20 protein-coding genes, 1 tRNA gene and 1 pseudogene are annotated in these 17,872 nt (G+C 66.6%); 17 read left to right on the plus strand and 5 right to left on the minus strand.

All coding sequences use genetic code 11. From position 1 onward, the window contains the following. The first annotated feature begins 12 nt into the window (after window positions 1–12). The 4 genes from C1J01_RS21765 to C1J01_RS21780 all read left to right on the plus strand — a co-directional run bounded on the left by C1J01_RS21765 (window position 13) and on the right by C1J01_RS21780 (window position 2,611). Window positions 13–471 carry a YkgB family protein gene (locus C1J01_RS21765; protein WP_220040028.1) on the plus strand — a complete coding sequence of 153 codons (459 nt, stop codon included), beginning with the start codon at window positions 13–15 and terminating at the stop codon, window positions 469–471. 709 nt (window positions 472–1,180) lie between these two features. Then, window positions 1,181–1,450 (plus strand): DsbA family protein, encoded by a 270-nt coding sequence (locus C1J01_RS21770; protein WP_111180824.1) that lies wholly within the window; start codon window positions 1,181–1,183, stop codon window positions 1,448–1,450. 126 nt (window positions 1,451–1,576) lie between these two features. Further along, the gene (locus C1J01_RS21775; protein ID WP_111180825.1) at window positions 1,577–1,957 is read left to right on the plus strand and encodes a hypothetical protein; all 381 of its coding nucleotides are present in this window, start codon (window positions 1,577–1,579) and stop codon (window positions 1,955–1,957) included. A gap of 27 nt (window positions 1,958–1,984) precedes the next feature. After that, window positions 1,985–2,611, plus strand: a complete 627-nt coding sequence (locus tag C1J01_RS21780; RefSeq protein WP_111180826.1) for a TetR/AcrR family transcriptional regulator — start codon at window positions 1,985–1,987, stop codon at window positions 2,609–2,611. A gap of 224 nt (window positions 2,612–2,835) precedes the next feature. Here the strand turns inward: C1J01_RS21780 and C1J01_RS21785 are convergent, their stop codons facing one another. Together C1J01_RS21785 and C1J01_RS49985 are read right to left on the minus strand one after the other, a co-directional pair. Further along, on the minus strand, window positions 2,836–3,453 hold the full coding sequence (locus tag C1J01_RS21785; protein ID WP_181448894.1) for a GNAT family N-acetyltransferase: 618 nt from the start codon (window positions 3,451–3,453) through the stop codon (window positions 2,836–2,838). A 4-nt stretch (window positions 3,454–3,457) separates the two neighbouring features. Continuing rightward, on the minus strand, window positions 3,458–3,781 hold the full coding sequence (locus C1J01_RS49985) for a GNAT family N-acetyltransferase (protein ID WP_181448895.1): 324 nt from the start codon (window positions 3,779–3,781) through the stop codon (window positions 3,458–3,460). A gap of 211 nt (window positions 3,782–3,992) precedes the next feature. On the opposite strand from C1J01_RS49985, the gene C1J01_RS21790 reads away from it, so the two are divergent. The 3 genes from C1J01_RS21790 (at window position 3,993) to C1J01_RS21800 (ending at window position 7,428) form a co-directional block, all read left to right on the plus strand. Continuing rightward, window positions 3,993–4,361, plus strand: coding sequence for a GNAT family N-acetyltransferase (locus C1J01_RS21790; RefSeq protein WP_111180828.1), 369 nt, complete (start codon window positions 3,993–3,995; stop codon window positions 4,359–4,361). Between the two features lie 460 nt (window positions 4,362–4,821). Then, window positions 4,822–5,124, plus strand: coding sequence for an MDR/zinc-dependent alcohol dehydrogenase-like family protein (locus C1J01_RS21795; RefSeq protein WP_220040029.1), 303 nt, complete (start codon window positions 4,822–4,824; stop codon window positions 5,122–5,124). Window positions 5,125–5,286: 162 nt separating this feature from the next. Continuing rightward, on the plus strand, window positions 5,287–7,428 hold the full coding sequence (locus tag C1J01_RS21800; protein ID WP_235854584.1) for a SpoIIE family protein phosphatase: 2,142 nt from the start codon (window positions 5,287–5,289) through the stop codon (window positions 7,426–7,428). A gap of 798 nt (window positions 7,429–8,226) precedes the next feature. Here the strand turns inward: C1J01_RS21800 and C1J01_RS21805 are convergent. Next, window positions 8,227–9,282, minus strand: coding sequence for an alpha/beta fold hydrolase (locus tag C1J01_RS21805; RefSeq protein ID WP_220040030.1), 1,056 nt, complete (start codon window positions 9,280–9,282; stop codon window positions 8,227–8,229). Between the two features lie 450 nt (window positions 9,283–9,732). Here C1J01_RS21805 and C1J01_RS54130 point away from each other — a divergent pair. The 7 genes and pseudogenes from C1J01_RS54130 to C1J01_RS21835 form a co-directional block, all read left to right on the plus strand. Beyond that, window positions 9,733–10,017 (plus strand): annotated as a pseudogene (locus tag C1J01_RS54130) (IS30 family transposase); the annotation flags it as partial. A 44-nt stretch (window positions 10,018–10,061) separates the two neighbouring features. Next, complete coding sequence (locus tag C1J01_RS21815) at window positions 10,062–10,493, plus strand: carboxymuconolactone decarboxylase family protein (protein WP_111180843.1); 432 nt, start codon at window positions 10,062–10,064, stop codon at window positions 10,491–10,493. Between the two features lie 98 nt (window positions 10,494–10,591). Next, the gene (locus tag C1J01_RS53800; RefSeq protein ID WP_369122763.1) at window positions 10,592–10,792 is read left to right on the plus strand and encodes an isocitrate lyase/phosphoenolpyruvate mutase family protein; all 201 of its coding nucleotides are present in this window, start codon (window positions 10,592–10,594) and stop codon (window positions 10,790–10,792) included. Window positions 10,793–10,863: 71 nt separating this feature from the next. Then, window positions 10,864–11,034 carry a hypothetical protein gene (locus tag C1J01_RS51345; RefSeq protein WP_220040032.1) on the plus strand — a complete coding sequence of 57 codons (171 nt, stop codon included), beginning with the start codon at window positions 10,864–10,866 and terminating at the stop codon, window positions 11,032–11,034. A 1-nt stretch (window position 11,035) separates the two neighbouring features. Next, window positions 11,036–11,683, plus strand: a complete 648-nt coding sequence (locus tag C1J01_RS21825) for a nitroreductase family protein (protein WP_111180829.1) — start codon at window positions 11,036–11,038, stop codon at window positions 11,681–11,683. Between the two features lie 46 nt (window positions 11,684–11,729). Continuing rightward, window positions 11,730–12,647, plus strand: coding sequence for an NADP-dependent oxidoreductase (locus C1J01_RS21830; protein WP_111180830.1), 918 nt, complete (start codon window positions 11,730–11,732; stop codon window positions 12,645–12,647). Window positions 12,648–12,755: 108 nt separating this feature from the next. Beyond that, window positions 12,756–13,157, plus strand: coding sequence for an MmcQ/YjbR family DNA-binding protein (locus C1J01_RS21835; RefSeq protein WP_111180831.1), 402 nt, complete (start codon window positions 12,756–12,758; stop codon window positions 13,155–13,157). Between the two features lie 208 nt (window positions 13,158–13,365). Here the strand turns inward: C1J01_RS21835 and C1J01_RS49990 are convergent, their stop codons facing one another. After that, a complete protein-coding gene (locus C1J01_RS49990; RefSeq protein ID WP_181448896.1) occupies window positions 13,366–13,530 on the minus strand; it encodes an ATP-binding protein in 165 nt (54 codons plus the stop codon). A gap of 443 nt (window positions 13,531–13,973) precedes the next feature. On the opposite strand from C1J01_RS49990, the gene C1J01_RS21845 reads away from it, so the two are divergent. From C1J01_RS21845 to C1J01_RS21860, 3 genes are all read left to right on the plus strand, one after another. Beyond that, window positions 13,974–14,342 (plus strand): hypothetical protein, encoded by a 369-nt coding sequence (locus tag C1J01_RS21845; RefSeq protein ID WP_111180833.1) that lies wholly within the window; start codon window positions 13,974–13,976, stop codon window positions 14,340–14,342. Continuing rightward, window positions 14,339–15,232, plus strand: coding sequence for a tetratricopeptide repeat-containing protein (locus tag C1J01_RS52290; protein WP_235854585.1), 894 nt, complete (start codon window positions 14,339–14,341; stop codon window positions 15,230–15,232). Before C1J01_RS21845 ends, C1J01_RS52290 begins: the two co-directional genes overlap by 4 nt. An 885-nt stretch (window positions 15,233–16,117) precedes the next feature. Further along, window positions 16,118–16,936 (plus strand): hypothetical protein, encoded by an 819-nt coding sequence (locus C1J01_RS21860; protein WP_111180834.1) that lies wholly within the window; start codon window positions 16,118–16,120, stop codon window positions 16,934–16,936. Window positions 16,937–17,673: 737 nt separating this feature from the next. On the opposite strand, the gene C1J01_RS21870 is transcribed toward C1J01_RS21860, so the two are convergent. Continuing rightward, window positions 17,674–17,747 (minus strand) — tRNA-Arg (locus C1J01_RS21870). Between the last annotated feature and the right edge of the window lie 125 nt (window positions 17,748–17,872).

Here is a 17,872-nt window from a genome sequence, read left to right on the forward strand (position 1 = left end):
GGATTCATGAAAATGCACCGCATCGGGAAAATGGTCCACACCGCCGGGATTTCAACCGCTCGGTATGGGCTTGCCATCAACCTTCTGGAGATCGGGCGACTGAAATTCGAAGACTACGAGGTGGAGAATATTCGTCCACTCGTAACCTCGAGCCCGCCGCTCTCGTGGCTGATCTCCCGATTGGGGGAGAAGAAAGTCGCTAGGCTCATCGGCGTCACTGAAATCGTTCTGGGCTCGCTGATCGCGGCCAAACCGATCGCGCCCAGAGCATCAGCCCTCGGCAGCCTCGCCGCCGTCGGCATGTTCGCCACCACCCTCAGCTTCCTGGCCACGACGCCCGAGGCATGGCAGGAAACCCGCGGCGAACCGAAGCTGTCCCTCGCAGGGCAGTTCCTGGTCAAGGACGTCGTGCTCCTCGGAGCCTCCTTGCTGACGGCCGCGGACGCCCTGCAGGCCGCCGAGAGCCGGTAGCTCCTCAGAGCCTGACCGGATACCGCTCCACCGCGCCGCCCTCTGGAACGTGTGGCGCGCCGGCCGGCGTTCTGGTCGGCCTTACTCGGGATGCGCGCCTTGATCGCACGCCGACCGCAGCCGGCTGCGGTCGGCCTTGCCGGTGTAGGCCTTGTCGGGGTTGCGTTCAGCATCATCGCGCTGGTCTACACCGAAAACTCCACCCCGCTGCCGCTCCTCATCGCCGTCGCCGTGCTCGTCGGCGTTTACCTCACGCGCTGTCTCCGCAGCAGCCGCGCCCCCTTGTACGCGAAGTGCGGCCGGCTCCAGCCTGGCATGGGGCGTCGCTGTGGGCCTCGTCGCCGGCAAGCTCCTCGGCGTCTTCGGGATCGAGCACGCTCGTCCGGCGCCTGAAGCTCGGCGAACTCACCCTCGTTCGTGTCCTGAGCGGCGCCGCAGTGTGCGGTTTGTCATGGATCTCGCGATCGACGACGTGTGCTCACGGCATCTGTTGTCGCCTTCGTGCTCGCGACGAGCATCTTCCGGATCTGGCGATTCTGGTCAGACGCTCGCACGCCCGGTCGACTCGGCACCCGACCACGTACTCGGAGACCCCGACTCCCTACCCGATCGTCGAGTACGGCGGCTTCAACCTCAAGGCGTCCGGCCCTGGAAGTGCGCGACGAACTGGGAGACCGGCTCCGCTGCGTATGGCTCCCCACCCCCGTTCGTGCAGGTACAGCCCAACGCCCTCGCGGGCCTGGACGCATTCGAGGCCGCGGCGGCGCAGGGCAGATTCTCCGACTTCGCGCGCGCGATCTGCGACGACCAGGACGACCAGCGGCCGTCCGACACCATCCGGATCGCCCACGACCTGGGCCTGGACCTCGAGCAGTTCGAGCAGGGATTTCCGAAGTGTGGACTGAAAAGTCCAAAAGAACTGGCATTAGCCTGCCCACCTGCACTCACAGGCGTCACTCGGGCCTGTTCAATGGACTAAACAGTCCCATGGGCATGGCAGAATACGTGAGCGGTTTCGACTGGCCGGGAGGGATTGATGAGGACATGCTTCGCGGAAGTCTTGGCCCGCGAAAGCGCTTGTCTGGCTGGAGTCACCGACGGGGCGATGCTGGCCGACTGGCGTCGCCGCGTCGTCAAGGAGCTCATGACCCCGCGATCACCGTACGCGTTGGCCCTGCGACACTCGGGTGACGTGCCTGAGCGAGCCGCCTTACTCGACCGCTGGCGCGAGCTCATCGCCGAGACGCTGGAACGGTTGCTACAGTCCGGTGCCGTAGGAAACTCACTCTGCTCTTCCGCGCAGACCCCGAGGGGCGATATCGACGCCCAGAAGGCTGCTGTCCTGATTCTTGCGGCGCTTCATGGAGGCAGCACGCTGAGTCAGATCGCACGAGATCCTTGGCCTCTCAACGCCGCGCTCGACTTCGCGCTCGCGCCTTTTGCGGCAACCGAGGACGACGGCCCCACAAGGACGAGGAACGAGTAGCCCGATATCAGTAACATGAAATGTGTGATGACGACCGCTGACTCGCACACTGGCAGACGCCTGACGGCGCGCGGCGCAAAGACGCGGGCAAGGATCGTCGCCGCAGCAGCCGAGCTGATGTACATCCAGGGAGTCGGGGATACCACGCTCGACGACGTGCTCGCGGCGAGCGGAGTGAGCAAGTCGCAGTTGTATCACCATTTCGACGGCAAGGACGCACTCGTACGGGCCGTCATCGACCTCGTAGGAGAACGCGTCATCGAGCGTGAGCGCGATGCCCTCGGCCATGTCTCGACGATCGCGGGCCTGCGACGCTGGCGGGATGCGCTGGTCCAGAACAACGCCCTTCGGCATGGCGCCTACGGCTGTGCGCTCGGATCGCTCGCCTCCGAGGTCACCGATCATGACGCTCTCGCGCGTCAGGCCCTGTCCCACCTGTTCGCCGAATGGCAGGAACTGCTGGCAGGCGTGTTGCGCAGGCTTCAAGACAATGGTGTGCTTGCGCCCGAGGCGTCGGTCGACCAACTGGCGACCGGGCTCATGGCCGCCCTCCAGGGCGGATACATGCTGGCCCAGACCGCGCGCGATGTCACACCGATGGCAACCTCAATTGACATGGCGCTCGCGCACATCGAGAGCCTGTCCGCCGATTGAGCCCACGTTGCCGGCTGAGCTCTTGGAGCGGGGCGCCCACTCTCCAAGAGCTCAGCCGGCCAAGGAATGTGGCGTCAGAGGGCAGGCCGTGAGTTGGATGTCCCTTTGATCGGTTGCGCTGCATGTGGAGGGCCGGTCACGGGCTCAGCGTCCGCGGTGGCCGCCGGGACGAGCCGCCCGTTGACCGGGCCATCGATCCTGGTCCGGAGATTGCGTCGTCGAGCTCACCAGTCGTCCAGCCCGTCCGGGTCATAGGAGTAGTCCAGCGAGATTCCAGGTCGGATCCTGTGGAGATCGGCCCGGGTCATCCGCAGCACCTCGAGTCTTACGCCGTGGTGCGCCCAGTCGACGTCATCGACGACCGTCATTCCGAGACGCTTGGCAACGGCGAGGCTGCCGGCGTTGTGCGCCGGCGCCGCAACGAAGACCTCATCGACGTCGGCGGCAAGAAATGCCTGATGTGCCAGAGCATGCCCAATCTGGCCGGCCACACCGTGACCACGGGCCTCGGACCGCAGATGCCACCCCATCACAAGCCGGGGATCGCGCGGACCGAAGGGAAGCAGAGTCGCGCCGCCGAGGAGCCGACCGTCATCGGCCGCCTCCACTGCCCACAGACCCTGTGGCACTGGGCTCCGTGACGACTGCAGATCCCAGTCCCCCAACAACTTCCGCATCTCGGCGAGGTCACGCACAGGCTGTCGCCTGCCGATCGCCTTGGCGATTCTCGGGTCCCCGTAGATCTCGAACGCCCCTTGAGCGTCTTCGGCAGACCAGGACCGCAAGATGAGGGTCGGAGTGACGATGCGCTCAGGCTCGATGGTGACGTGCAGGTCGTCCATGATGTCAGCGCCCGCTGTTCGCGTCTCGTGCGGTGCGGGTGGCGGTGAAGGCCGAGCGGCTGATGCCGGCGGTGTCGTTCCACTCGGGATGGACCCGGACGTAGTCGGCAAGAAACCCGCGACAGAAGCCAACCGTGGTCCGACTCCGGCCGAGGTCTTCCAGGGCATGGCGGGCCGGCGGTGACGCGATGCCTCGATGCCGTTGGCCTGGGTCCGCGTACGAGTGGGCGAGCGTGACCCGTCCGCCGGTCGTCTCGTAAGCCGGGGTGCCGTCGACCCGGCCATCGGTCAGCGCCTCGTAGAGGCGGGTCGTCTCGTCCTTGCGCACCTCGACGGCGGCTGGTGATGGCTCCATGCTCTCTTCTCGCCTCGTTCGTCTTCGGTCGGTGGCCCGAGCAGCCCTCCCAAGCGCGCTAACGGGACCCCAAAGTCCAACGTATGCTACTCCTGCTGCGCACTGCGAGCATCGAGATGCCCTCTTTGGACTTAATAGTCCATAAGGGTGCGTGAGCTGACTACAGGTTGGAAAGGGTGAGCCGATGAGCAGCGAAGAACAGGTGCCGGCGACCGAGGCGCTGATTGACAACACCGATCAAGGCCGCTTTGAGTTCCACCGCGACGGCGATCTGGTCGGCTGGCTCTACTACACCCACCTGAAGCCCAACCGGTATGCCCTACTGCACACCGAGGTGGAGTCGAGTCATCAACACCAGGGCGTGGCGGGGGCGATGGTGCGGCAAGTGCTCGACGAGATCCGTTCCCGCGAGGGCACGATCACCGCCATCTGCCCCTTTGTGGCCGACTACCTCTCGCGAACGACCACATATGCCGATCTGATCGACGCCCGACACCCAGGCTACTCCGATCGTGCCGCTGCCGAGTCAGCACGCGCGAAGGGCGGCGGCTGAGACCACCAGGCCACGGTCAGTCACCCGTGGTTCGCCGCTCCCATCTCCGTCCGTGCATGATCACGGCTTCCGTATGAAGTGACGGATTCCGGATTGATGTGCTGAACGGCGGCCCGGGAGCGGCGGGCATACAACTCGCTCTTCGATGGAGTTCACCGCGAAGAAGGCTGACCTTCACGCCTGGTTGTGCGAGCCACCTAGCCACTATTGGACGATTCAGACCAGTTGATCAATCGCCGATGACCTTGACGACGCCCTGCGACAGGCGCTTAGTGATTGCCGGGTGACATGGCTCCGTACTACTCTGGACGAATTCATCCAGTTCGGTTGGACCGTACATGCCGCGGGGGCGAAGACCGGATGCGGGGGGGTGCCGGATGAAGGCGATCGTGGCGAAGGACGAGGCTGCGGGAACGGCGGATGACGCCGGTGGAGCGGCGCAGCCGGCGGAGTCGGTTCGATGGTTACCCAGCTCGCGCGTGACGCCGGTGCCTGTGCCGTCGGCACCGGACGCGCCGCCGACCGTCAGACGGCACTCAACTTCGGCGCGAAGGAGTTCGTCGCCCTCGCCAACGACTCGCTAGAAGACGTCGGCGGAGCCGATCTGCTGTTCGACGTGATCGGCGGTGACATCACGAAGCGGTCGACAGGGCCGGTTCGAGCCGGAGAAACGCTGAGGACGATCGCCGGCCCGCCGGAGGGGCGCCCGCGGACGGCCTGGCGATCGACTTCGTTGTCGAGTCCGATCGTGCCAACTGGGTGAGACAGTCCAGCGGGTGAGGGACGGACGACTGCGCAGGAACATCCGTTGCGCCCCTCGACGACGCCGTTGCGGCCTTCAACCCGACCCAGCGGATCAATGGGAAGACCCGCGTTCGTCCGTGACGGGTGAGTACGACCACCGCCACGGCCCGAGGGCGATCTGATGACCATCAACGAAGGGACACCCTCCATGGTGGGTTCGGAGATGTTGTCCAGGGGCAAAGCCTTGTTGTCCAGGGGCATGGCCCTGTTGTCCAGGGGCATGCGTTCGGACTCCTTCGACTCTGCTCTCGTGGGCGTGGCCGTGACCAGTGGCTCCGCCCACCGGCTGATCTACATGAACCATGCGTTCCGGAAGATCTTCGGCGAGGGTCAGCTCGGAGTGCCGATCAGGGAGGCGTTTCGCGACCTGTGCCGGCAGAGCTTTTTCGCACAGCTCGACCGGGTCCTGGAAACGGGCGAGGCCGTAAGCCTTGAGAAACTCCCGTTGGAACTCGGCGAGCGAGACCCGTCGGGACGCGAGAGTTTCGCCTCGGTCGGCATATCGAAGCTCTCACTCGGCGACGGCGATGCGGGCCTGCTGATCATGACCATGGACGTCACCGACCGGGTCGACACCGCGCGGATGATCGAATCCGTCAGCGAGGAGCGGCGCAGGTTCCTGCACCGGTATCAGAGTCTCGCCGCGCTCGGGACACAGGCGATCTGGGTGAATGACCCCCAGGGCAAGCTGAACGAGCCGAGCCATGGCTGGGAGCGGTACACCGGGCAGAGTTGGGAGGAGTACCGCGGTCACGGCTGGCTGAACGCCGTACATCCCGACGACCGCGAGCACACCAAGGAGAGCTGGCTCAAAGCGGTGGAGCAGCCGAGCCCCTGGGACTACGTCTACCGTTTGAAGGCGCCGGACGGCACCTACCGGCATGTCCGCGCGCGCAGCGTGCCCATCGTCGAGGGCGGCCAAGTCGTCGAGTGGCTCGGCACCATCGCCGACGTCGAGCAGGAGTGGCAGGAGGAACGGCGCAGGAAGCTGCTCGACCAGGCCGCCGCGGCGACCGCGGGCCTCGCGAGCCTGGAAGAGGTGCTGCGCGCGCTCTCCGAGGTGATCGTGCCCACCCTGTCCGACGGGTGCGGCATCTATGTGCTGCCGGAGTGCGAGAACCAGTCGACCCCGCCGTCCTTCGTCGCCGAGCTCCTGGTGAGCATCGCGCGAACGCGGGAGGAGCCGCCGTCGACCGGCCACAAGGCGTTCGGCTCCGACTACAACTTCGGCCAGGTGGTCAGCACCCGTCGGCCGGTCCACTGGGAGTTCCCCAAGGGAAAGCCGCCGCCGGGTGTCGCGCCACCCGGCATCAGGGAGTGGTTCATCGCCGCTCAGGTCAACAGTGTGACCCTGGTGCCGGTGGTCGTGGACGGCGCGGTGGCGGCCGTGGTGGTCGCCGTGGTCTGCGGGGATCGCGAACCGCTCTGCGCGGCGGACGTCGACCTGCTGGGTCAGATGCTGGATCACGCGCACGCCCATCTCAGCAACGCGATGCGCTTCCAGCACACCCAACGCGTGGCCCTGGCACTGCAGAACTGCCTGCTCCCCGATCCACCGAAGGTGCCGGGAGTGGAGATCACCGTTCGTTACCGGGCGTGTGCTGCCGCGGTGGAGATCGGCGGCGACTGGTACGACTCCTTCGTGCTGCCTGACGGCTCCACGGTCTTGAGCATCGGGGACGTGGCCGGTCACGACCTGGCGGCAGCGGTCATGATGAGCCAGTTGCGCAACATGCTCAGGGGGCTGGCGATGGACAGAAGGGAGCCTCCCGGCGACACCCTGCGCCGCCTGAACGTCGCCACCGAGTCGCTCTGCCTCGAATGCATGGCGACCTGCGTCCTCGCCCGCCTGGAAGGCTCGGACGACGACGATGGCTGGCGGCTCAACTACTCCGTGGCCGGCCACCCGCCGCCCCTGCTCGTCACCCACCACGGCGAGGCACGCTATCTCGAAGACGGCGCCAACCCGCTCCTCGGGGTCACCTACGACACGCCGCGCAGCAGCGCCGTCGCGGCCCTGCCGGCGCGCAGCACGCTGCTGCTCTACACCGACGGCCTGGTGGAAGTGCCCGGTGAGCACCTCGGCATAGGGCTGGAACGACTGCGCCGCAGCGGCGCTCGTCTGGCCCGCGAGCCCCTCGAGGCCTTCTGCGACAAGCTGCTCACCCTGCCACCCATGCCGTGCAAGGACGACATCGCCATGATCGCCGTGCGGCTACCCGGCGTTCCGAGCCCCACGGCTCCGGAAGCGGGGCGTCGGTGACGCTCGTGCCGCCCCTCCGCGAACTTGCCCAGCGATGCGATCGTTACAACGCGCGTGTCAATGCCGGTCCAGCGCGACGAGAAGTCCCCAACCCAAAAGGAGAAGTCGAGCCGGCCGGTCGGTGCGCACCGTACGATCTCGCCGTCGATGACGGTCCGGGCGGGCATGTTCTCGTAGAGGGCCCCAGACGACCTCGGGGAGGGTCTCGTTGAAGCGGGCGCCGCGGCGGGACTTCACGTTGACGCCGCGGTGGAAGGTCTTGATGCCTGTTCACGTCCCGCCTCCTGCGTGACCCGCTCCATCGCCTCCTGCTCGGAAACGTGGCGTCCGCAGTTCTCGCACACGTAGGCCCGCGGCGACCATTCCAGGCGCCGCAGCCCGCATCCCGGACACCTGGCAGGTGCCGGTCCGGGCTCGTCATCCACGCGGCGCAGCCTCGACTCCCGTCGAGCGCCCGATCGACCCCCCGCAACGGGCCTGTTGCACGATCTCGACAATCAGCCATTGGCTGTGCGTGCTGGCCACTGTGGCGAACCTTCCATCCGAACGGAGATGAAGATCTTCTTGGGAACCCCCTCGGGCTGGGCGCCGTACTGCGTGCCTTCGGCCCGCTGGACTCGCCGCAATTCCAGCGATGGCTGGCGCCGTCGTTCCCCGCTCCCGCCGTCGAGGTGGAGGACCGCATATTCCCCGCACATAACGCTCGCCGCGCTCGCGTCACGCGGGATCAGCCTTCAGCCGACCCTGTCTACGGAAATGCTCTCCGCCGTCAGTAGGGATCGTCGTTGACGGTGAAAGCTACTTCTGCAGGAAGGACTGCAGCATGGCCGTGACTTCCTTCGGCCTCTCCTCCGTCACGAAGTGGCCCGTATTCTTCAGGACTCGTCCCTGGACGTTCACGGCGTACTCACGCCACTGGTCAGGAATCATTGATCCGAAAGAATTCTGGCCACCGATCGCGAGAATGGGCATCTTCAACTTGCCCTGAGCCAGGAATTCCTTGTTCTGCTGAACATCTGCGCGGAGCCCACGGTACACACTCATCCAGGCCGTCGTGCGTCCGGGCTCCTTCAGAAAGTGGGCGTAGTAGTCATAGTCCGACGCCGTGAACGGCGACTTGGCGCCCGCCAGGTACTCAGCGATCATGTCGTGGACGAGGACGCGTTCGTGACCGGCGATGAGGTGTTCAGCGAGGGGCAGCTGGAACAAGCCGAAGTGCCACGGCGCGGGCTTGTTAGGGTCGGCGTTGAGCACGGGGTAGCTGTAGACGCTCTCATCCGGGATGGGAGCTTCCATCACAGCCATGCTCCGGACTTCCGACCGATATTGCGCCGCGTAGTCGTAGGCGACCCACACGCCGATATCGTGGCCGACTACCTGGACGCCGTTGTTGAGCTTCAGCTGCGTCAGCAGCTGATGCACGTCCTTCGCCAACTGCGCCGCCTGGTAACCACTCTTGGTGACCTCGGACTCGCCGGCACCACGCAGGTCGACGGCGATCACGGTGTGGGTCTTGGAGAGCGGGACCATCTCCTGCCGCCACTCGGACCAATTCTGGGGGAACCCGTGGATCATTACCACAGGTGAACCTCTGCCACCCCGCACGTAGTGCATGCGAAAGCCATTTACTTTCGCATACTCGGACCGAAAACCAGCGGGTGGTTGAGACTGCGGGTAAGGCGACGGCGACTGCGCCGCCACTGAGCCATGTTCGCGACTCTCGGCCCATGCTCCAGAGCTCAAAGCCACCGGGACGACCAGGAGAGCCACCAACGCCGCGATGAGCGCGATGGACCTGTTGTTCGTTCCACTGCCGATGCCGGGATCTTTGCTGGACTGCTTGGTGTCGTTCACTTTCTTCTTCTTTCTCTGCGGGTTTCGGCGTTCACTGCAGGCGCCGTGTACGCGGTGCCGGCGTGCAAGGTCGCGGTTTGTCGATCAGGTGAAGATCGGCGCGGCCGACGCGGCGCACAATTCCAGGGCTTGACGGGACCGCTCATTCTTGGGCGTGAACGGTTGTTCTGTCTGGTTAGTGTCAGATCCGTCGCGCCGCCTTACTTCAGCATCGGCGCAGTCGGTTCCGCAGCTGATGGCTCCTGTGTGCTCCGTCCTCGAGTTGCCGCGGGCGGTCGGCCCGATGAGTTCGGTCGATCCGTCGACCAGGCGGCCACCCGGCTCGGGATGAAACCAGCGCCGAAAGGACGCTCGTCGAGGTGGGGGTGCCGTTAACGATGTGTCATGGGCCGCCAAGCTTCGAAGATCCCTAGCCTGACCTGCTGTGATGCCGAAGCGCCTGGCGCGGGTCGCTCGCTGACCTGGGATCGGGGAACGGAGCGTGCGCAGCATGCCCAACTGCGCACCGACACCGGCTTGCCGGTCTACTTCGCCGATCCTCACAGCCCGTGGCAGCGTGGCACCAACGAGAACACCAACGGTCTGCTGCGGCAGTACTTTCCCAAGGACACCGACCTGTCACGCTGGGATGCCGAGGGGTTGGCGGCTGTCGCGTTCGCGCTGCCGGCGGAGCGCTCCGCAGCGTCCCATAAACGCCAAGCTCCACTGATTCATGCACGTGGAAGCGGCTACTGAGCTTGGAGTACGCCGGCGTCGAGAGAGGTCGCGAAGGTCTGCACATGGTCGATGGCCGTCTGCAACGCATGTTTCAGTGGAGCGATGTCCCGCTGGACCTGGACGCGAAGACGCGGCACACCATCGCGCTCGACGTGTCGCAAGCCAACGGTTGCGATTACTGCCTGGCGATGCACACGTACGTATCGTCCGAACTCGGGGGCATGTCGAGCGATGAGATCGACTTGGCCCGGGCCGGGAGCTCGACCGATCCCAAGCGCGCCGCGGTCGCTCGTTTCGCTCAGCAGGTGGTGAAGAGCCGCGGTCAGGTGAGCGACGCCGACCTGGCGGCTGTGCGAGGTGCTGGATACACCGAACCGCAGATCCTGGTGATCGTCACGGTGGCGGTGCAGGTCCTGCTGACCGACTTCATCAACAACGTCGACCAGACCGACCTCGACATCCCCGCCGTCAACTCGGTCGGTACGCCGGGCTGAGCGTCGGCGTCCTCGTCGAGGTGGCGTACCTAGCCGCTCGATCCGTCACTGTCCATTCGGGAAAGGTGCGGCATGCCGGGCTCCGAACTCTATGAGACATTCATGGCACTGCACACCCACGACGGTGGCTCGTCATGCCGAACGCGTGGGACGGCCTCCCGGCGCTGATGCCGGCCGATCCCGGCTTCGAGGCCATCGCGACATCGTCAGCAGCGCTCGCTGCCATGCTCGGCCGGTCCGACCTCACGCACTCGTCGCGATCGTCACCACCGTCGCGCTGCCGGCGGACAAGGTACTGACTGTCGCGGAACTACAGAAGGTTGAAGCGCATCAGCGTGGGTCCAGCCCTCTACACCACTACACCCACGTAATGGAGGCACTCGAACATGCCACTAAGGCTCTCGTGACGAGTGACCTCACCGCCGCGACGACAGGAATCAGCTTCGAGCGCGTCAGCGACCTGCGTGCCCGCGGCACGAACCAGCCCAACCACGCGAACCACCGCTCCTCACCCACGTATCGCAAGAAGAAGGCAGATTGACATGAATCTCGACAAGCTCATGAACAAGCACCTCACCAGGTATTTCGACCCCAGCAAGACCATTCCGGAGGAAACCCTTCAGCAGCTGCTGAGGTTCCTGCGCTCGACGCCGTCATCGGTGAACGTACAGCCCAACCACTTCTACGTCCTCGCCACGCCCGAAGGCAAAGAGCGGCTCGCCAACAACCTGGGCGAACGATTCCAGGACAACGCCGAGAAGATCCTGAACGCGTCGCACACCATCATCCTCACCACCCGGGCAGATGTGTCTGACAGCCACCTCGAGGCGGTGTTCAGGAAGGAGAGGGCCGACGGCCGGTTCCCTGACCCGTCAAAGCAGGAACTGTGGGAATCCATGACCCGGGACTTCCTCAACCTGCGCAGCTACGGCTACAAGGACCTGAACCACTGGATGGAGAAGCAGACCTACATGGCGGTGGGCCTGACCATGATGGCGGCCGCCGAGCTCGGCGTCGAGGCCACGCCGCTGGAAGGGTTCGACCCGACCAGCGTCGACAAGGCGTTCAAGATCCGCGAGACCGGACACAGCACGACGGTGCTGCTGGCCCTCGGCTACCCCGACCCGGAGAGGACGTACACCAACCCGATCTCGCGATTCGACGCCGACCAGCTGTTCACCTTCATCTGAACACCCACCCGGAATCCAAGACCCACACAGGAAGGGGACAATCCCCATGAAAGCCATTGTGGTAACCGACCAGGCCGCGGGAACGGCCGGGATGACGCTGACGGAGCGGCCTGAGCCGTCCGCGGCGATCAACGACGTCATCGTTCAGGTTCATGCATCGGGCTTCGTCCCGACTGAGATGGAGTGGCCATCGACCTGGGCCGATCGCGCCGGCCGTGACAAGACACCGTCGATCCCCGGCCACGAGCTGGCCGGAGTGGTCACCGCCCTCGGCTACGGCACGACAGGGCTGTCGGTCGGGCAGCGGGTGTTCGGCCTCGCCGACTGGCACCGCGACGGCACCCTCGCGGAGTACGTGGCGATCGAAGCACGCAACCTCGCACCGCTGCCCGGCGACGTCGACTTCACGGTAGGCGCGTCCCTGCCGATCTCAGGTCTGACCGCGTGGCAGGGGCTGTTCCAGCACGGCCGCCTCCAGGCCGGCCAGACCGTCCTCGCCCATGGCGCGGCCGGGGCAGTCGGGACCATGGTGACCCAGCTCGCGCGTGAGGCCGGCGCTTACGTCATCGGCACCGGACGCGCCGCCGACCGCGAGAAGGCGCTCGACTATGGCGCGCACGAGTTCGTCGACCTCGAGAACGACACGCTGAAAGACGTCGGGGGCGTCGACCTGGTCTTCGATGTCATCGGCGGCGACGTTCAGAAGCGGTCCGCCGCCCTGATCAAGGCCGGGGGAACGCTGGTGTCCATCGTCGGCCCCGTCGAAGCACGGCCCGCTGACGGCCTGGCCATCGACTTCGTCGTCGAAGCCGATCGCGCTGAACTCGTTGAGATCGTGCAGCGGGTGCGGGACGGACGGCTGCGGACCAATATCGGTGACGTCGCCAACCTCGACGATGCCATCGGCGCCCTCAACCCGACCACGCGACGCAGCGGAAAGACAGTCATCCGCGTATGTCCGTAGGGAGCGGATGGCCGCAGTCCGGCCGACGGGTCATGCGCCGCCGTTCGTGGCGGCCATGCGGAAGACGCCACCTTGGTCCTTGGCCGGGCGGTCAGGGCACTCGGATCGATGGAGGAGTTGATCACCTTGGACGGACAGGAGCTGCAGAAGATCGCGGGCGACTGCGGTGTGGGACTGCCCGGCGCCGACCTGGAGCATCGTGTCGGCCCCGACTGGCACCTCTACAAGGTGCGCGGCAAGGTCTTCATGCTCATGACCGACATGCCAGGACGCCCCGTCGTGATTTTGAAAGCCGACCCGGGCGACGCCGCAGCCCTGCGTGAGCAGTACGCGGACATCACCCCCGGCTATCACATGAACAAGAGACACTGGATCACGGTGGAAGGCGGGGGCACCATCGACGAGAAGCTAGTGAAGGAGCTCGTGATCGACTCCTACCGTCTTGTGGTCGGCGGGCTTCCCCAGTCCGAGCAGCCCGTGGATCCGCGTACCTACGGCCGCCGCGCCTGACCTTCGTCATGTCCATCAGCGGCGAGAAGCTCCAGGACAGAGTGCGCGACACGGCACTGGCGCGGCCCGGGTCCCGTTCACCGAGCAGCTGGACGTCTACAAGGTGGCGGGCAAGGTCTTCCTGATCGTCACGGACGAATGCATCGTCACCCTCAAGGCAGAACCGGAGTACGGAGCGGCTGCTGCAACACGTTCGCGGGTGGGGGCGTCATTCCTGGTCGGTCGTGTGCGCGGGCAGCCGGAGCACGAATGGGGCGCCGCCGAGGGGCGAATACTCGGCTTGGAGAATCCCTTGATGGGCGAGCGCTATGTCGCGGGCGACCGCCAGGCCCAGGCCGGTGCCGCCCCGGTCGCGGCTGCGGTTCGAAGACACGTTCGCGGTCGGCCTGGGCGTGCGCGAGCTCGTCAGCCGCCTCGACGACCGGTTCCGGCTCCTCGCCACCGGACGCAGGGACCTGCCGGAACGCCAGCAGACCCTGCGCGCGGTGATCGACTGGAGCTGGGACCTGCTCACCGGGCCGGAGCGGGTCGTCCTGCGCCGGCTGGCCGTGCACCCCCGAGGTTGCACCCTCCGAGCCGCGGAGACGGTGTGCGCGGGCGACGAGATCAGCTCCCAGCGGGTCGTCGACCTGCTGGCCCGCCTCGTCGCACCGTCTGCGCGAAGCGGACGAACTGGACCGCGTACGGCATCGCTTCCACCGCTACTACCTCGCGCTGGCCAAACGCGCCGAGCCGCGGCTGCGCGGGCACGAGCAGCGTCAGTGGCTCGACCGGCTGGACCACGAGAGCGCCAACCTGGCCAGTGCGCTGGACGGCATGGTGTACGAAGGCGACGACGCCGGCGCGCTCGACCTGGCCGTCAGCCTCGCGTGGTGCTGGTACCTGCTCGGCCTGCTCGGCCTGCTCGGCCTGCTCGGCCGGCTCGGCCAGGCGGCCAGTGCTCTCGAGCGGGCGCTGGCCGCGGGCGACAACGTGCCGGCCGGCCTGCGCGCCACCGGCAGGGCCTGGCTGGCCGGCCTGCGGCTCCTGGCCGGGCAGAGTTACGGCCATGAGGCCCGCACCTGTGCGGCCAAGCAGGCGTTCGGCGACATCGAGGACCCGGTGAGCGGGCCAGAGCGCAGTGGTTCCTCGGATTCGCCCTGTACACCAGCGCCGCCGATCCGGCCGCCAGCGAAGATCTCGTGACTCAGGCGCTCAGCGCCTTCCGCGAGATCGGCGACCGGTGGGGAACCGCCGCGGCGCTCAGCACCGCGACCTGCCACGCCATGGTCCGCGGCGAACTGCAACTGGTCGAACAGTACGGTGAGCAGAGCTCGCGGCTGTTCCGTGAGCTCGGCGACCGCTGGGGACGGTCGCAGACCATCCGCCCGCTGGCCTACCTGGCCGAGTCCGTCACCGGTGACTACGAGCGGGCCGCCCGCCTCCATGAGGACGGACTGCGCACGGCCGAAGAGCTACGACTCGGGCCCGAGGTCGCCGACCGGCTCAGCGGTCTCGGCCGGATCGCCCCGCTGAGGGGTGACCTCGTGCGGGCACGAGAGCTCCACGAACGAGCCCAACGTTTGGCCGATCAGCAGAACTACAGGACAGGGCAGCAATATGCGGAGCTTGGTCTCGCCCTCACCGCACGCAGGGCGGGCGAGCTCGACCGCGCTGAGGACCTGCTGAACCGCCTGCTCGCATGGCACCAGCTCGCGCAGGGCACCTCGTTGGTCATGGCCGAGCTCGGCTTCGTCGCCGAACAACGCGGCGACGCCGAGACGGCTCTGGCGCGGCACCTCGACGGCCTCACCATCGCGCGTGCCGTCGGCGACCTGCGGTCGATCGCGCTGGCCCTGGACGGGCTGGCCGGTGCCCAGACCCTCAAGGGGCGCCATGGCCAGGCCGCCCGGCTGCTGGGCCGGGCCGACGCGGCCCGGCGCTCGGCGGGGGCGCCGCTGCCCGCCGCCGAACGCGGCGACGTCGATCGGATCACCGTGCGGGCCCGGTCCGCCTTGGGTGAGGACGCCTTCGCCACCGAGTTCGACCGCGGCGCCGCGCTGGACCCCGACGAATGCTTGTCGATGAAGCCCTGACCTTGGGTCTCGGTCTTCGAACCGAGCAGGTGCGGGGCCTCCCCCTGGCGGGCAGACCGTACGACCTGCGCACGCGGCCGTCTCGCTCTGGATCAATGCGGGCGTGCACGCCCCAGAAGCGGCCGAGAGAGCTGGACACGGCGTGGACGTGATGCTCCGCGTGTACGCCAAGTGCATCGACGGGAGATCGCCAACCGGCGCATCCTGGACGCCCTCGCGGCGTGAGCCAGAAGCCCCGGCAGGACCCCGGGACACCTCGGGGTCCTGCCGCTGTCCCGGAGCTCGAACTACCGCGCCGACCTGGGGAAACGTGGCGAGCAGCCGCATATGTTCCGTGAACAGTGGCACAGGCTGCTTCCGACCGCCTCCCGCTGCCTACGGGACAACCGGGCCGATCATGCAGAAGACCAGGTCAACCCGTGGATTGCCTGGTCTTGGTCGCGCGCCCTGCAGGATTCGAACCTGCGACCGTCGGATTGGAAGTCTGCCGTGTTGCGAATCGGATGGTGACGGATGATGTCACTCTCCGACGTTTGTGCAGATAGGCGAGAGCAGGTCGCATCGATCGGTATCGGTCGTCCCGGGCGGAGCACGATACGTTCAGATCTGCCGGTCTCCCTTCGATCTCCCACGAGTGGCCGATGGCACGGCATCTCTACGCCTCCACATATCCAGGGCCTTGTCGGTGGTGGACACAAGAGCCGCTCACGGCCCTGTCGAGGGACCGCGACGGCCTCACCCATCTTTAAGGTCCTCGCCAAATCGGTACTCATCGCGCTTAGCCGGCTTTGCCGCCGGATATGACACCGGCCGCGATCGCTATCGGACCGAAAGCATATGTCCGATATGCGCGATATTAGTGGCACTTTCTTTTGCGGGGGATTCGTGAACACATCCAAACTGCTGGCAGGCCGGCTGTCGGGCCTCATCGTCGTGGGCGCGGTCACGCTGATGGCCGCACCACAGTCGGCGTACGGCGACGCGGAGCCGGTACAGGCCGATTCCGGAACCACGGAGGGCCAGACGGGCCTGCCGGGCCTGCCGGGCCTCCTCTCCGGCAGCCGGTGGGGCATCATCGGCCGTAACACTCTGGGCGGGCCGAACGCGGTCCTGCGCGAGGGTCCCTACGGACGCACGGGCACCGCGTTCGCGGCCACCCAGGCACCACCCTACGGCCAAGGTAGCCTCGGCATCATCGTCGGCAGCGGCAACGACAAGATCGCGTTCGGCAACGAGACCATCTTCGCGGGCGATCGACTCTCCTCCATCCGCACGCTGAGGTACTGGGTATTCGCGGGCGTCGACTCTCTGGCCGGGGTCAGCCTGCCCAACATCACCATCGAGGCCGATCCCAACGTCGGCACCGCCGACTACACGAGCCTCGTCTACCTTCCCGACTCCTCCACCAGCCCGTCCGCTCCCGCGACTCGCACCCCTAACGTCTGGCAGCAGTACGACGCATCCACGACCGGAAGCAGGTGGTACGCGACAGGCGCCACAGGGACCGCCATCGGTTGCACCCAGGCCACGCCGTGCTCGTTCGCCGACCTCAAGACCCGGCTGCCCAACGCGGTGGTCAGCCTCAGCCTGGGGTTCTCCAAGGGCAGGGACAACCCGTTCGTCGGCGCCGTCGACGGGCTCCAGGTCAACAACACGGTCTACGACTTCGAGTTCTCCGGCGTGCGAACCAGGCTCGCGCGCTGAGGCCACGGTTCGGTCACGGGCACCTACGTGACGGCCGCATCACCGGCGTGGACGCGACGCGCGCCGTTCCTCCAGACACGGTGCCGCTCGTCGACCCCGGCGCCGACGCCTTCCTGGTGCCGGGCCCTCATCGACGTCCACACGCATGGCGGTGCCAACGCCGGCTCCGACCCGGTGGGCGCGTTCATCGCCGCGGACGACGCGACGATGCCGGAGGGCATGCGCATCGCCGCCGGCAAGGCGCTCAGCGCCGGGGATCATGACCGTGCGGGACCTCGTGCGGGACCTTGGCGACCGCGGCTACCGGGCGCTCGCACTGCCGCGGAAAGCGACCGGCTGCCCGAGAGGGCGCCGGAGATGCTCTTAGCGCCGGCCACCCCGCCAGGCGGCAACTGCCACCTGGCGTCCGATCCTCTGCAACGCACTCCGGGGCTCGCCCGGTAACTCAGAACGGGGCTTGGCCCTACGCCGAGGCGTATGGTGGGGTGGCCGCCGGATTCAGCCACCCCGACCGCCTAGTTGTCCGCGCAACCGAACAGTCCATGCGACCGACTGTCGGGATCACTCATGTCCGGCACAGGGTGGGCAGGAGCCGGAGCTAGCTCGAATCTTGCGCACGCATTTGGCACAGCCAGCCGCAGTCACCCGCCGCTGACCGCACATCACCGCACACACCAAGAGAGCCCCTGACCCGCGTTCCCGCTGGTCAGGGGCTCTTTTGTGCTGCTCACAGAACGCGCGCCCTGCAGGATTCGAACCTGCGACCGTCGGATTAGAAGTCCGGTGCTCTATCCAGCTGAGCTAAGGGCGCTCCCGCCTTATTGTGCATGATCCGGCGACATGTCACGCACACGTTTCCCGTGTCAGTCTGTCAGGCGGGTCACAGCGCTCGGGGGCTGCCTCTTATACACATCTGACGCTGCCGACGATCTTACG

It is taken from the genome of Nonomuraea aridisoli (genome assembly GCF_003236395.1).
GTDB classification, from domain to species: domain Bacteria; phylum Actinomycetota; class Actinomycetes; order Streptosporangiales; family Streptosporangiaceae; genus Nonomuraea; species Nonomuraea aridisoli.

Bases quoted from the DNA above. Each gene is read 5' to 3' on its own strand.
- C1J01_RS51345 (WP_220040032.1), top strand. From the start codon at position 10,864: ATGGAGGCACTCGAACATGCCACTAAGGCTCTCGTGACGAGTGACCTC.
- C1J01_RS21765 (WP_220040028.1), top strand. From the start codon at position 13: ATGCACCGCATCGGGAAAATGGTCCACACCGCCGGGATTTCAACCGCT.
- C1J01_RS21795 (WP_220040029.1), top strand. From the start codon at position 4,822: ATGGTTACCCAGCTCGCGCGTGACGCCGGTGCCTGTGCCGTCGGCACC.
- C1J01_RS21815 (WP_111180843.1), top strand. From the start codon at position 10,062: ATGGTCGATGGCCGTCTGCAACGCATGTTTCAGTGGAGCGATGTCCCG.
- C1J01_RS21790 (WP_111180828.1), top strand. From the start codon at position 3,993: ATGAGCAGCGAAGAACAGGTGCCGGCGACCGAGGCGCTGATTGACAAC.
- C1J01_RS21775 (WP_111180825.1), top strand. From the start codon at position 1,577: ATGCTGGCCGACTGGCGTCGCCGCGTCGTCAAGGAGCTCATGACCCCG.
- C1J01_RS21845 (WP_111180833.1), top strand. From the start codon at position 13,974: ATGGTGTACGAAGGCGACGACGCCGGCGCGCTCGACCTGGCCGTCAGC.
- C1J01_RS21835 (WP_111180831.1), top strand. From the start codon at position 12,756: ATGGAGGAGTTGATCACCTTGGACGGACAGGAGCTGCAGAAGATCGCG.
- C1J01_RS21785 (WP_181448894.1), bottom strand. From the start codon at position 3,453: ATGGACGACCTGCACGTCACCATCGAGCCTGAGCGCATCGTCACTCCG.
- C1J01_RS21825 (WP_111180829.1), top strand. From the start codon at position 11,036: ATGAATCTCGACAAGCTCATGAACAAGCACCTCACCAGGTATTTCGAC.
- C1J01_RS21830 (WP_111180830.1), top strand. From the start codon at position 11,730: ATGAAAGCCATTGTGGTAACCGACCAGGCCGCGGGAACGGCCGGGATG.
- C1J01_RS21800 (WP_235854584.1), top strand. From the start codon at position 5,287: ATGACCATCAACGAAGGGACACCCTCCATGGTGGGTTCGGAGATGTTG.
- C1J01_RS21780 (WP_111180826.1), top strand. From the start codon at position 1,985: ATGACGACCGCTGACTCGCACACTGGCAGACGCCTGACGGCGCGCGGC.